Below are 13143 nucleotides of genomic sequence, written 5' to 3' on the forward strand. Positions count from 1 at the left end.
GGGCTGATGGATATCCACCAGCCCCTTTTTCTTTAATGATGAAAGAACAATTAAATGCCGTATTCCGCGCGGTACGCTTTTACTGCTTCTAGGTGCTCTTTGTCTGTACCTTTCTCTTCAAGGAAAGTCACAAGATCTGTCAGGCTAACGATTGAGATGATTGCACAACCAAAGTCACGCTCCACTTCTTGAATCGCAGACAGCTCACCTTTGCCCTTTTCTTGACGGTCAATCGCAACTAACACACCTGCTAGGTCCGCACCGTTTGCTTGGATGATTTCCATTGATTCGCGAATCGCGGTACCAGCTGTGATTACGTCATCTACTAGCATGATACGACCTTCAAGCGCCGCTCCTACAAGGTTACCGCCTTCGCCGTGGTCTTTTGCTTCTTTACGGTTGAAGCAGTAAGGCGTGTCGGTGTCGTGGTGATCCGCTAGCGCTACTGCAGTTGCAGTCGCGATTGGGATACCTTTGTACGCAGGGCCAAACAGTACATCAAACTCAATGCCTGAATCCGCCAACGCTGCTGCGTAAAAACGACCAAGACGCGCTAGGTCACGACCAGTATTGAAAAGACCAGCGTTAAAGAAGTACGGGCTTTTACGGCCAGATTTCAAAGTAAACTCACCAAACTTAAGAACTTCTTTCTCAAGTGCAAACTCAATAAATTCACGCTGGTATGCTTTCATTATTTTCTCTCTATGTCCTTGGTTTCTTGTGTCTCTTCTCGACAATCATTCATTTCTCTGTTGTCGAGATAAAAAAATAGCCCCCATAATGGGAGCTATTAAAATCAATTGGCTAACGCCGCCTTCTGCGCTGCGACAATTTCCGTAATGCCGACTTTCGCCGACTCTAGCAGAGCCATCAGCTGCTCGTGACTGAACGGTTCACCTTCTGCGGTGCCCTGAATTTCAATCATCTTGCCTTCTTCTGTCATCACTACATTCATGTCTGTGTCTGCCGCTGAATCTTCAACGTACTCAAGGTCACACAGAACATCATCACCTAGCAAACCAACTGAAACTGCCGCTACGTGACCTTTCATTGGGTTTGCTTTTAGCTTGCCACTATTCACTAGGTGTTGGAACGCATCTGCCATTGCAACGCTTGCGCCGCTGATAGATGCGGTGCGAGTACCGCCATCTGCTTGGATAACATCACAGTCAACCGTGATCATGAACTCACCCATCGCTTGTAGATCAACGACAGCGCGTAGGCTACGTGCGATCAAGCGTTGGATTTCCATCGTACGACCACCTTGCTTACCGTTCGCCGCTTCACGACGAGTGCGCGAGTGAGTCGCACGAGGTAGCATGCCGTATTCAGCCGTTACCCAGCCTTTACCTTGACCTTTTAGCCAACGAGGCACAGATTCTTCAACGGTCGCATTACACAACACTTTGGTGTTACCAAATTCAACTAACACTGAGCCTTCAGCGTAAGCTGTGTAGTTACGAGTAATTTTGATTGGGCGAACTTGGTCCGCCTTGCGATCGTTTGGACGCATGGGCATCTACCTTAAGTAATGAGGAGAAGACGATTTGGTTGGGCGCAGATTATAACGGAATCGATTAAATAAAGCTATCTGGACAATCTCGTCACAGAATAGCAAAGCCTCTGCCATCTTGCTGTGCTACTATTGCGTGGTAATTTTCAGCAAATTTAAAAGACAGGAAAATTCGATGATTTACAGTATGACAGCGTATGCGCGCAAAGAAGTAAAAGGCGATTGGGGCAGCGCAGTGTGGGAGATCCGCAGTGTAAACCAACGCTACCTAGAAACTTACTTCCGCATGCCAGAACAGTTCCGTGCTCTTGAGCCAGTACTGCGTGAGCGTTTTCGTAAGCGCCTAGCTCGCGGCAAAGTAGAATGTAATCTGCGTTTTGAAGCAAACCCAGCAGCAAAAGCAGAGCTTAGCATTAACGAAGCACTGGCAAACCAAGTGATCAAAGCTGCTGAGCAAGTGATGCACATGACTGGTGAGCTAAGCCGCATCAACCCATTCCAAGTCATGCAATGGCCTGGTGTGATGGAAACACCTGAGCAAAATATGGATGAGGTGAACAAAGAACTGCTTGCTGCATTTGATGAAGCAATTGGTGAGTTCATCGAAGCGCGTGGCCGTGAAGGCGAGAACATGAAAGCGCTTATCGAACAACGCCTAGAAGCGATCACATCAGAAGTCGTGAAAGTGCGCGCACGCATGCCAGAAATCCTAGAGTGGCAACGTGAGCGTCTGTTCTCGAAGTTTGAAGATGCGAAAGTAGAGCTAGACCCATCTCGCGTTGAGCAAGAGCTTATCCTTCTGGCACAGAAATCAGACGTAGCAGAAGAGCTAGACCGTCTTGATTCTCACGTAAAAGAAACCACAAACATCCTGAAGAAAGGTGGCGCAGTCGGTCGTCGTTTAGATTTCATGATGCAAGAGTTTAACCGTGAATCGAACACGCTAGCGTCAAAATCGATCAGCACAGACATCACTGCATCAGGTGTTGAACTGAAAGTTCTGATTGAGCAAATGCGCGAACAAATTCAGAACATCGAATAATAAAGACCTCGATGAGATATCTAAAGAGCCTCGCACTGCGGGGCTTTTTATTTGCTGATGCTTCACTTGCTTCCTATATATAAAACCAATAATCTTGTGTGGTTACTTCTAAACCATTGAATCGCCATGACTCGTCCGCATTGCTTCGTCCTGCAACATGACTCCCCTATTTCTTTCTATCCTAATAAAAATCAGTTGATGATTGATGGTGAGGAGGTTCATTTAGAGCCATTGCAAGCAAGATTGCTGAGCTACTTTATCGAGAATCGTGGGAAAGTACTGAGTACCCAGCAAATCGCCGATGATGTCTGGCAAAGGACGCAAGTTTCCGACAACTTGGTGAGACAAGTCATTAGTCTACTGCGCAGTCAGCTTCAGGACAAAACGCGTCCGTATCGCATCATTCAGACCATTCCTAAGCAAGGTTACTTATTTGATATCGAAGTGACTGAGCCAAGCATAACGCGCACTCCTATCACTGAAGAAGCGGTTCCTCTTACTCGTACCGCAAAGCCTAAAAACAAACGTATGGTTTTAGCTGTAGCTGCAATCCTGACGGTTGGGCTTATTGTGGCTTGGGTAGTAAAAATGGTGACACCACAGATGAAACAACGGTGATAACAGCACAACACAGTGACGTAGTGCCCGTTTATATTCATGATATTACGCTCGATTCCAGCAGCAACTTTGAAATGGCAGAAAGCGTATATAACTATCTCTTCTATGGGCTAAATTCAGCCAAAAACCTATCCGGCTATCACTATTCTCAGCTATCCAAACAAAGTAAGCAGTCTCTTGCCAACCATGGTGTTGAGCTCAAAAGTTGGATTAAGAAAGTAGAAGGCAATTATGTGCTTAGCGTCTTGGTGCAAAACAACCACCAACCCAACCAGAGCCAAAAGGTAGAGAAGACGTTTAACCAAGATAACTTCTTCGATGCTATCGGCGATGTGATTTTAGAAATCAAAGCCATCATTGCACCAATGAGTTCCGATTACGAAGTGGCTAGCCATCGCGTGACGTCCATCAGTAACTATGACGATTGGAAAGTGATCTCTGAAGGGATTTCTCTTTTCTATCAAGGTAAAGGTGGTCCCGCTTTTTCGGATATTGCTCAGCAGCTAAATACGATTCAACAGCAAGGGCGAGACAGCTATTTGGTCAGCGCTTTGTTGTCTTACTCTGAATCTTTAGCTTACTTACGCGAGCACAAACAAGAAGACCGAGAGCAAGCGCTTCACTCAGCCAAGCAAGCGTTCGAACTGAACCCACGTTGTGATATTGCCAACCTCACTTTGGGGCTTGCTTTACTTATCAACCAGCACCCTAATCAAGCCTTCCCATACTTGTTTTACGCAGCAGAAAGCACGCCAAGTCCAATCAGTTTTTACTTACTCAGCGTGGCTGACAAACTCGCAGATAACCCGAAAGGCTCGCAATACAATTACCAACGCTATACTGAGATGAAAAAAGAACATAACGGGCAACTATTTGATCTTATTGAATCTTCACAAAAAGCAAACCTATTCCAAACAGCCAAATAGCCTCAAATAAATCGGAACGAAAAACCGCTACTCTCACCTATTGCTAAGTCGGCATCTCCAATGCTGATGGGTATTCTGGATGTTTGATTTTTGTTTGGAGTTCAACTCGCTTGCCTTGCATCAAGCGTAAGAAACTTACCTTCCACATACTTGTAAACCAATTCATTCATTTCTTGGGATACACACATGTTGAAGAAGTTTGCTTTTCAGATCATTCCAATCCAGATCTTTCTTTTCGTCTTTTGGTTCAAAAATGGCTTTATCGATAAAGTGATGGGCGTGCTACTTGGCATCATTACGCCTGATACTGCCTATGCAGGCGATACTTGGGCAGGCTGGAAAGGCTATATCGTTGGGACTTGGGATAAAAGCCAAGTCGGTCATGCACTGCTGAGCCCAACGTTTGACTTGATGTTCCCGATCCTCATCGCTTTGCAATGCTTACCGTTTTTATTGGTAATTCGATCAGTACTGGCAGGCGAGTTTATGGCAGGTAAAGAGCGCCCGTGGCTACTCTGTGCGGCTTTTGCATCTCTGTTCGTGACGGGTTGTATGGCTTTCACCCAAACCATTACGGGTGCGAGTGATGGGCAATACCTATGGCAATTTATTGGCTTTAGCATGGTTGCCATCATGTATCTGCGTAACGAACAAGGTAAATAAAGTCACATCAAAAGCCCCAATCCAATGGGGCTTCTTCATGACGTTTAGTCTGTTTTAGGCATTGATGTTCTTCATACAATGTTCACATAGCACAGGCTTTTGCTCTGTAGATTTTAGGCGAAAACGCTGCCAGAAAGTAGGCTCAGCTTTAGTCACAAAAATACCGCCAAGTAATGGCAACAACAGAGCGACAGAAACCAACGACAAACTGTTACCCGCAATCCATGTTGAAAGACTCAGTGCAATCAAAGGGAAAAACAGAAAACAGATCGAGGCAGTAAACGGCGTCGACACTTGTCCAAGCTTAAAGTACGCCACAATGCCACCTACGCTAGCAAACATACCGAGATAAATCACAGCGCTAATCGAGTCCACCGAGAACTGAGAAATATCTGGTCGCTCGACGATCAGTGAGGTGATAAACAACAGCACAGAAGCAACAAAGCTTGGAAAGGCGTTGTAAGTCAGTACTGGAATGCCTTTACAGAACTTTTCAACAAACACATACATCACTGCATGAATCGCAACCGCCCCACCTAGAGCGAGAAAGCCCAGCAGGTAATCCTCTCCACCTAGACTCATTTCTTTCGCCAGAATCAGAATTAAGCTCAGAACCGCGACCAAAAGGCCGGCAATCTGGGATTTACGTAACCTAAGCCCAAGAAACAGACTCGATGTCACCATCACCGCTATCGGCACATTGGCGAAGATGATCGAAGCAAGGCCCGATGAAATGTATTGTTCCCCAAAAATCATCAAGGTAAACGGAATCGCGAAATAGAAAATCGCAACGACGAACATCCAGAACACTTTACCTTTAGGGAAGAACAGAGGCTGTTTGAGGTGTTTCGCCAACATGATTAATAGCGGTGCGGCAATCAGAAAACGCAGTCCAGTAGCAAAGATAGGTGGAATAGTTTGCACCGCTACTTCCATCGCAAACCACGTGGTGCCCCAAATCAAACACACAGACACGAACAAGATAATTGGTAGATGCTTATACGTCATGACGACCTCCCGCTTGTTGAGCATTAACAAGGTTTGGCAGATACGCAGCAAAGCGCTCGTTACGAGCAATTAAAGTGGTTTTCATTTTTTAGTTCCCATCACAGGGCGGTGTAAATAAAAAGCTATTTACACGCGTAACAAATTCGCACGGTAATGCGTGCAGTGACATTGTTGGCAGCGATATGCTGCGAGATAGGAATTAAGCTATCGGAGGACGATAGTGAGAGTGCATATCTGCACTGGTATAGATAGAAGTTTGGCTAGTCGCAAGCTCATGACGATATGGTGCCTCATATGAACGTTGCTGGGTTTCGACAACTGCCGTGCCCGAAGCATGACCATGGGAACAACATTGTTTTTCGAAGCATGTTCCGCCCGGTTCACAACAACCCGGTTCTTCCTTGTTGACGGTATTAAACTCGATATCACAATAGCTAAAGTGCATCACTTCTGCATTGGGAGTGTTATCTGAGTAACCGGGTGAGACCTCTGCACGAGCTACGCCACTCGACAGCATAAAAGCCATCAAAGCAGAGAGCAGGAAGCAAATTGTGGATGTGCTTTTCATCAGCATCACAATGTCTCATAAAAAGGAGAATACGGGATAGCGTGAAGATAACTGTCAAACAGACAAGAAACAATAGTGCTTGAGATGACTTTACACTTTTTTACCCCAAAGTCGTGTAGATGTGATTCCCCTTCACACAAAAGCAAAGCCTCGCACTTGGCGAGGCTTAACATTATTCATCTTTTTCGGCGGTTTGATTATCAATATACGGCCAATAATGATGACCGACTCGAATAACCAAAGTAGCGGCAGCCAGAATAAACGCGGCCAAAGACAGCCACACTATCATCACTGAGTCGAGCTCTTTCATTCCGAGAGTGATATAGCGAGCAATGGCCATCATGGCAATGTAAATTGGGTAACGGACTGGTATCTTACCGTTCATCACAAACTGCCCAACCATAGCAAGCACTTCCAGATAGATGAACATCAATAAGATATCATCGAGTGCAACACGCTTTTGCACGTAAATATGGACAAACTCTTCGACCATAGCCCAAACAGTCGCCAGAGTAATGGCAACCAAAAGCACAGCTTCAAGCAGATGAAAGATTTTCAGAAAGGGACGACTGAATGATTTAGGTAAATGCGACGGCATGGTCAACTATCCAAACAAATCAAAGGAGTAAGTTTGCAGTGTAGCACGCGGAGTTGAATAAGCTGAACTGACAAACCTCACCGGCAGAAAGAAAAAACGCTCCAATTAATAGGAGCGTTTCATTTTACCTTGAAGGTGACTTTACGCCACTTGCTGCTTTTTTTCTGCCACGCGCTTTTTCTTGCGATATTTAGGGTGCGTGATAGGAATCGCGGATAGAAGTTTTTTGGTGTAGTCATTTTGAGGGTTCGCGTAAATTTCTTTCGCGTTGCCCGCTTCCACCACCTTGCCAAAGTACATCACCGCCACTTTATCGGACACGTGTTTCACTACAGACAAATCATGAGAGATGAAGATAATGGCCAGATTCATCTCTTGCTGAAGTTGCAGTAACAAATTCAAGATCTGAGCCTGAACCGATACATCTAACGCAGAGACTGACTCATCACAAATCAACAACTTCGGTTTAAGGGCGATCGCACGGGCAATACCAATACGCTGACGTTGACCACCAGAGAATTCATGTGGATAACGGTTCACTGCCGTTTCTGGCAAACCGACTTTGACCAACAGCTCTTTCACCCACTGCTTACGCTCTGAAGACGTACCGATGTTGTGAATCACGTACGGCTCTTCGAGAATCATTCCAATCGTATGACGTTGGTTGAGCGATTCCATCGGGTCTTGAAAGACAATTTGCATGTCTTTACGCAATGAGCGCATTTGTTTCACAGACAATTTGGTGATGTCTTTGCCTTCAAAGAAAATCTTACCTTCTGTTGGCTCGTACAATTTCAAAATAGTACGACCTAGGGTACTTTTACCACAGCCAGATTCACCTACTAGGCCAAGAGTTTCACCCTCACCTACTGATAACGACACGCCATCAACGGCTTTAATGGTGTAGCCTTTCTTAAACAGTCCTTTACCTGATACAAAGTGCTGCTTAAGATCTTCAATTCTTAATACTTCTTTTGCCATAACATCCTCTTTTATGACTTGTTCACTTTGCACCAGTTAGCTAGCAAACATACTGGCATCGATCGGTTTAATATCGATCATCTGTTTAGGTTCGTTATCTAAACTCGGCATCAAACCCATTAAACGTTCTGTATAAGGGTGCTGTGGGTTATCAAACAGCTCGAAAATCTCGGCTTTTTCCACAATACGACCACCGTACATCACGGCTACGTCATCACACACTTCCGCAACCACACCAAGATCATGAGTAATGAAGATCATCGCCATGCCCGTTTCTTCTTGAAGCTCATTCATTAGTTCAAGAATAGACGCCTGCACGGTTACATCCAGTGCTGTGGTTGGCTCATCACAGATAAGAATGTCTGGTTTACACGCTAATGCCATCGCGATCATCACACGCTGACGCATGCCACCCGATAGGTTGTGTGGGTATTCATTCAGACGTTTTTCTGGCATAGGGATTTTTACTTTAGCCAGCATTTCTAGCGCGTAAGACTCTCTTTGCCTCTTATCCAATTCAGGACGGTGCAACTCCAAGACTTCGCACAGTTGGCGCCCGATACTATGTACGGGATTCAAAGCCGTCATCGGGTCTTGGAAAATAATAGAAATGCGGTCGCCGCGCATGGCGTACATTTCTTCTGCTGGTAATGTGGCAAGGTCTGTACCACGGTAATTGACCTCACCATTGACGATATTACCGTATGGTTTTGGCAACAGACCCATTATCGACATCGACGTGACACTCTTACCACTGCCCGACTCACCAACTAGACCAAGGGTACGCCCAGCACGAACATCAAAGTTCACGCCATGCAGTACTTTGACAGGTCCATCATCCGTAATGAATTCAACCTCAAGATCTTTAACACTTAGGATTACATCGTTTTCCATAACACATCCTTACAGCTTATAAGTGTCATCAACGACGACAACCGGTTCAAAAATTTTACCCGATTTCATCGCCTTCTGAGTTTCTTTCTTCACATCAGTATCAATCCAGTAAGTGCCATCACCAATGATGCCACCGCTAAACAGTGCTTCCGTCATGCGGTTCATTGGCTTCTCTGGCAGCTTTAACCAACGCCAGTGGCCATAACGAACGTAAGGCACCATATAACCAGGAACAATCACGTGCGCATCAATAATGTCACGCTGGATTTCATGACCAAGTTGGATCTTTTTGTCCATGTCCATATTGAAGCGATAATCGATGATCTTCGCATCAAGTTCAGGCGTGCTGTAGTTTGTGAACGAGTTGGTTTGTGGCTTATTCGCGTTCACTGAGTGGAAGTATTCCCAATAGGTTGGTATCTCAGAAGTGCCCATATCAAGGAACGCTAAATCATGTTTCTTCTCACGCACATATTTGAACATCGACGAGCCATCGATCAGCTTAAGCTCAATGTCTAAACCAGCCAATTTAGCCTGTTCGCGCACAAAGGCGATACGAGGCGTGTGTACTGGTGTCGCGTACGTCAATTCGAAGCTCAAACGTTGGCCTTTGTCATTGATACGGATACCGTCCGAACCAATCTTATCAAAACCCGCTGCAGCAAACGCTTGTGCCGCTTTTTCTGGGTCAAATTTCGGAGCTTTAGCATCTGGCAACGTGTATTTGCCGTGGCCGTAACCTGTTGGGTTTGGTTTACGACTGTAGTCACCACGCATGATGTTTTCGATCATACCATCAAAGTCGATCGCGTGAGTAATGCCTTTGCGGATGTTTAAATCATCCAATAATGGCATTGCAGTATTCATCCAAACACCGCCAGCCCCTACAGGGTATTGGTTGTAACCCCAGAACTTCTGAATGTAGCCTTTTTGGTAAGGTGCGGTATTGGATTTGTCATGCCATAGGCTTGGTAGAACCAGACCAAATGCATCTAAACTGCCTTTCTCAAAGTGCTTCTTGGCAATATCGTTATCACGGATGACGGTGATGCGAATCTTGTCGACGTTATAACGGTTTTGGTAGTACTTGTTCGAGTAACCCCACCAGTCTTCGCCTACGTGTTTAAAGGTAACGCTTTTACCTTTTTTGATATCCGCTAGGTAGTAAGCACTCGTGGTTGGTTCACTCTTAAAGTTGTAATAGCGAACAAAGTTGTCGTGAATACCATCACCATTCTCATCTTTCTTTGGATTCGCATAGAAATGAGCAGGACGAGGACGCAGTGCGCCCATTCTTAACAACAACTCTTCAGGATTGAGTTCTTTCGCGGCTTTAACCGCGAACGTTAAATCATCGAACTTAATCACATCTTCGACAGTCTTGTTATAGTAATCGTTATACCATGGCTCAAGAATGTCTTTCGAGCGATAGAACTTCAGCATAAATACAAAATCGTCGGCAGTGACAGGTTTACCATCTGACCATTTTGCTTCTGGGTTCAGTTTAAAATAAACGGTTTTGTTATCACCCGCTAACGCCCACTCATTAGCTAACTCCGGAATAAATTCGAGAGTATCAGGGTGACGTACAACCAATCCCGGTGTTTCATCCAGGATATAAGAACGCAAACCTGAGTTGGCATCGGGGCCAACACTACGCAAAGTCTGAGGAAAGCTCGACATATACGCTCGGAAGGTACCACCACGTTTTGCTTCAGGAGAGCCATATTGAGGCTCATCCCAGTTTGTTTGCCAGTTTAAGTCAGTCGGAAGCGTTGCTGACATCGCACCAAAACTCAGGGCGCTCAGCGTTGACGCTAATAATAATTTTTTCATAAAACTTCCCTTTTTATGTTTTGCTCACAATGCTTACTTAAACGTAGCGCGTGAATTTTTTCGGGTCGAATGCAGCTCGGATAGCTTCACCAATAAAGGTCACCATCACTAGCACCAGTACGATAGAGCTAACAACAGAAGCAACGATCCATGGCGAGTCTAGGTTCGACTTACCTTGTTGCAATAACTCACCCCAACTTGGTGTCGGAGGCATCAGGCCAAGGCCTAGGTAATCTAGTGCTGTCAGTGCTGTGATGTTCGCTGCGATAGTAAATGGTGCCAGCGTCACAATCATTACCATGGTATTTGGCAGGATGTGGTTGAACAGGATACGGCCGGTTGACGCACCTAATGCACGTGCTGCCATTACGTATTCACGAGCCGACTCTTTATAGGTCATGGTACGCATGTACCAAGTCATCCCCATCCACCCAAAGAGTACGTTAATACCGACGAACAGAGTAAAGGTTGGTTGCACTATCGAGACGAGGATCATGATGACGTACAAAAACGGAACCATTGACCAGACCTCGATCAAACGCTGAACAAATAAGTCAAATTTTCCGCCCCAGAAGCCCATCGCACAACCCACGGCAGTACCAATCGCATACGAGATGGCCATGGTTAGCAACGCAAAGCCCATTGCCGTTCGAAAGCCATAAACCAATCGAGCTAAAATGTCTCGGCCAATCACATCAGTGCCTAGGTAGTGCTTATCTTCCGCGCTTGGCGCTGTCGGTGGGAAATCACCGCTAAAGTCTTGCTCGTATGGGTTCCAAGGTACAATAGGTAATACAACGAAGTTATCGCCACCTTCTAATTCGAATACCTTTTGTAGCTCTCGGTAGTCTGCTTCACTAGAAGAAGCTTGGCCAAACTCAGAACCCAAGCGGACATCACTGACGACAGGAAAGTAAAAACTACCATCGTACTTAACGACCAGTGCCTTACTGTTGATCAACAGCTCCGAAAACAATGAAAGGATCAGCATGGTTGATAAGATCAAAAATGACCAATAACCGCGTTTGATTTCTTTAAAGTGACGGAACTTCTTTTGAGTTAATGGGCTAACTTTAATCATATTACGCTCCAAACTTCACACGTGGGTCGACTAAAGCAACACAGATATCCGAAATGATATTACCGATCAGTAGCAATACCGCGTTGATAGCTACGATGCCCATAACTACAGGATAATCGCGCTCCATGATGGACTCATAACCAAGCAGGCCGATGCCATCAATATTGAAAATTACTTCAATAAGGAACGCACCTGTCATAAAGAACAGCAATGAATTACCAAAGTGAGAGGCGATTGGAATCAAACTATTGCGCAGCGCGTGCTTGCGTACTGCTTTCTTAAATGGCAAACCTTTTGCAATCGCAGTACGAATGTAATCGGATGACAAGTTTTCCATCAGGTTATTTTTCATTGTCATCGTTAGCGTTGCGAAGTCACCAATCAGGTAACAGATAAGAGGTAGTACCGCATGCCACATGATGTCTTTTGCGCGCTCAAAGAAGGTTTCATAGTCATCAAAGTCGTCTCCGACAAAGCCTCCCATCGGGAACCACTCTAGGTGATAACTGAACAAGGTGATAAGTAGGACACCAACCACGTATCCGGGTAGTGCGTACCCGACAAAGATGAGAATAGAAGAAGCGGAATCAAATACGGAGCCGTGTTTAAGCGCTTTATAATAGCCGAGCGGAATCGAAATAAAATAACTGATAAAAAAAGTCATTCCGCCATAAAACAAAGAAACAGGTAAGCGCTCTGCAATCATGTCAGACACAGGTTCGTAATAACGAGTAGATTCACCTAAATCAAGCGTCACCAAGCGACTCAACCACTCAACATAAGCTTCCATCACTGGTTTATCTAAGCCATAAAACGCATTCAGCTCAGCGATTTGATCATCGGAGAGAGCGGTATTACCGCCAGCAGATGTCATTGACGCGGCGCCATCACCTTGCGCTTGCATTTGAGAAAGCATGCGCTCAACCGGACCACCAGGTACGAATCGCGTGATAGCAAAGATAAGAATGGTAATCCCGAGAAACGTTGGGATAACCAACGCCAAACGGCGTAAAAAGTACGACAGCATATACAACTTGCTCCTTGTCTACTGTCCATTATTAGGCGGAATTGGAGAGGAGGAATCCGGCCCAAAATGGTGCATCTCTATCCCGTAGTAACTAAAGCTGTTGAAACACACTCCCTGAATTTCAAAAGCCAGTTTTTTCCACTACTGCAATAATTTCAGCGTCATATTTATCTTGAATCCACTGAAGCTTCAAGTGTTTGAACCCAAAACATGACAAACTTCCCTCGAGGTCGAAAAATAGAAATGTTTTTGTAAAAAATTATAAAAAACCACAAAACCAATTCATACAGAATATCAATCTGGGCACTTTAGAGCCAAAACCCTATATAAACATGCATATATAGAGAATAATTAGACGAAAACGCCCATTACTATTTGACCCTGAAAT

12 protein-coding genes and 1 pseudogene are annotated in these 13143 nt (G+C 45.1%); 3 read left to right on the forward strand and 10 right to left on the reverse strand.

Features of this window, described 5'->3' with window-relative positions; translation table 11 throughout:
- Window positions 1-50 precede the first annotated feature (50 nt).
- Window positions 51-692 carry an orotate phosphoribosyltransferase gene (gene pyrE, locus C1S74_RS09875; protein WP_045399404.1) on the reverse strand — a complete coding sequence of 214 codons (642 nt, stop codon included), beginning with the start codon at window positions 690-692 and terminating at the stop codon, window positions 51-53.
- Between the two features lie 104 nt (window positions 693-796).
- A complete protein-coding gene (gene rph / locus C1S74_RS09880) occupies window positions 797-1513 on the reverse strand; it encodes a ribonuclease PH (protein WP_039975896.1) in 717 nt (238 codons plus the stop codon).
- A 175-nt stretch (window positions 1514-1688) separates the two neighbouring features.
- Between rph and C1S74_RS09885 the strand changes: the two genes are divergently transcribed.
- From C1S74_RS09885 to C1S74_RS09895, 3 genes and pseudogenes are all read left to right on the forward strand, one after another.
- Window positions 1689-2555 carry a YicC/YloC family endoribonuclease gene (locus C1S74_RS09885; protein ID WP_045399408.1) on the forward strand — a complete coding sequence of 289 codons (867 nt, stop codon included), beginning with the start codon at window positions 1689-1691 and terminating at the stop codon, window positions 2553-2555.
- 126 nt (window positions 2556-2681) lie between these two features.
- Window positions 2682-4099: pseudogene (locus C1S74_RS09890) on the forward strand (winged helix-turn-helix domain-containing protein).
- Between the two features lie 186 nt (window positions 4100-4285).
- Window positions 4286-4762, forward strand: a complete 477-nt coding sequence (locus C1S74_RS09895; protein ID WP_045399410.1) for a hypothetical protein — start codon at window positions 4286-4288, stop codon at window positions 4760-4762.
- A 54-nt stretch (window positions 4763-4816) separates the two neighbouring features.
- On the opposite strand, the gene C1S74_RS09900 is transcribed toward C1S74_RS09895, so the two are convergent.
- From C1S74_RS09900 to C1S74_RS09935, 8 genes are all read right to left on the reverse strand, one after another.
- Entirely contained in the window at window positions 4817-5770 is a 954-nt protein-coding gene (locus C1S74_RS09900; RefSeq protein WP_045399411.1) for a DMT family transporter, read from the reverse strand.
- A gap of 199 nt (window positions 5771-5969) precedes the next feature.
- Window positions 5970-6344 carry a hypothetical protein gene (locus C1S74_RS09905; RefSeq protein ID WP_038870114.1) on the reverse strand — a complete coding sequence of 125 codons (375 nt, stop codon included), beginning with the start codon at window positions 6342-6344 and terminating at the stop codon, window positions 5970-5972.
- Window positions 6345-6510: 166 nt separating this feature from the next.
- Window positions 6511-6936, reverse strand: a complete 426-nt coding sequence (locus tag C1S74_RS09910; protein WP_038870113.1) for a phosphate-starvation-inducible protein PsiE — start codon at window positions 6934-6936, stop codon at window positions 6511-6513.
- A gap of 141 nt (window positions 6937-7077) precedes the next feature.
- Window positions 7078-7917 (reverse strand): ABC transporter ATP-binding protein, encoded by an 840-nt coding sequence (locus C1S74_RS09915; protein WP_080774273.1) that lies wholly within the window; start codon window positions 7915-7917, stop codon window positions 7078-7080.
- Window positions 7918-7953: 36 nt separating this feature from the next.
- Window positions 7954-8811, reverse strand: coding sequence for an ABC transporter ATP-binding protein (locus tag C1S74_RS09920; protein ID WP_050568419.1), 858 nt, complete (start codon window positions 8809-8811; stop codon window positions 7954-7956).
- A gap of 9 nt (window positions 8812-8820) precedes the next feature.
- Entirely contained in the window at window positions 8821-10647 is a 1827-nt protein-coding gene (locus tag C1S74_RS09925) for an extracellular solute-binding protein (RefSeq protein ID WP_045399413.1), read from the reverse strand.
- 37 nt (window positions 10648-10684) lie between these two features.
- The gene (locus C1S74_RS09930) at window positions 10685-11728 is read right to left on the reverse strand and encodes an ABC transporter permease (protein ID WP_038870110.1); all 1044 of its coding nucleotides are present in this window, start codon (window positions 11726-11728) and stop codon (window positions 10685-10687) included.
- Window position 11729: 1 nt separating this feature from the next.
- The gene (locus C1S74_RS09935; protein ID WP_005434432.1) at window positions 11730-12755 is read right to left on the reverse strand and encodes an ABC transporter permease subunit; all 1026 of its coding nucleotides are present in this window, start codon (window positions 12753-12755) and stop codon (window positions 11730-11732) included.
- Window positions 12756-13143 lie beyond the last annotated feature (388 nt).

Source organism: Vibrio hyugaensis (assembly GCF_002906655.1).
GTDB lineage: Bacteria > Pseudomonadota > Gammaproteobacteria > Enterobacterales > Vibrionaceae > Vibrio > Vibrio hyugaensis.

What these genes read in the sequence shown, in the direction of transcription:
- rph (WP_039975896.1), bottom strand. Translation starts at nt 1,513, where the DNA reads ATGCGTCCAAACGATCGCAAGGCGGACCAAGTTCGCCCAATCAAAATT.
- pyrE (WP_045399404.1), bottom strand. Translation starts at nt 692, where the DNA reads ATGAAAGCATACCAGCGTGAATTTATTGAGTTTGCACTTGAGAAAGAA.
- C1S74_RS09910 (WP_038870113.1), bottom strand. Translation starts at nt 6,936, where the DNA reads ATGCCGTCGCATTTACCTAAATCATTCAGTCGTCCCTTTCTGAAAATC.
- C1S74_RS09905 (WP_038870114.1), bottom strand. Translation starts at nt 6,344, where the DNA reads ATGCTGATGAAAAGCACATCCACAATTTGCTTCCTGCTCTCTGCTTTG.
- C1S74_RS09895 (WP_045399410.1), top strand. Translation starts at nt 4,286, where the DNA reads ATGTTGAAGAAGTTTGCTTTTCAGATCATTCCAATCCAGATCTTTCTT.
- C1S74_RS09900 (WP_045399411.1), bottom strand. Translation starts at nt 5,770, where the DNA reads ATGACGTATAAGCATCTACCAATTATCTTGTTCGTGTCTGTGTGTTTG.
- C1S74_RS09925 (WP_045399413.1), bottom strand. Translation starts at nt 10,647, where the DNA reads ATGAAAAAATTATTATTAGCGTCAACGCTGAGCGCCCTGAGTTTTGGT.
- C1S74_RS09915 (WP_080774273.1), bottom strand. Translation starts at nt 7,917, where the DNA reads ATGGCAAAAGAAGTATTAAGAATTGAAGATCTTAAGCAGCACTTTGTA.
- C1S74_RS09935 (WP_005434432.1), bottom strand. Translation starts at nt 12,755, where the DNA reads ATGCTGTCGTACTTTTTACGCCGTTTGGCGTTGGTTATCCCAACGTTT.
- C1S74_RS09930 (WP_038870110.1), bottom strand. Translation starts at nt 11,728, where the DNA reads ATGATTAAAGTTAGCCCATTAACTCAAAAGAAGTTCCGTCACTTTAAA.
- C1S74_RS09885 (WP_045399408.1), top strand. Translation starts at nt 1,689, where the DNA reads ATGATTTACAGTATGACAGCGTATGCGCGCAAAGAAGTAAAAGGCGAT.
- C1S74_RS09920 (WP_050568419.1), bottom strand. Translation starts at nt 8,811, where the DNA reads ATGGAAAACGATGTAATCCTAAGTGTTAAAGATCTTGAGGTTGAATTC.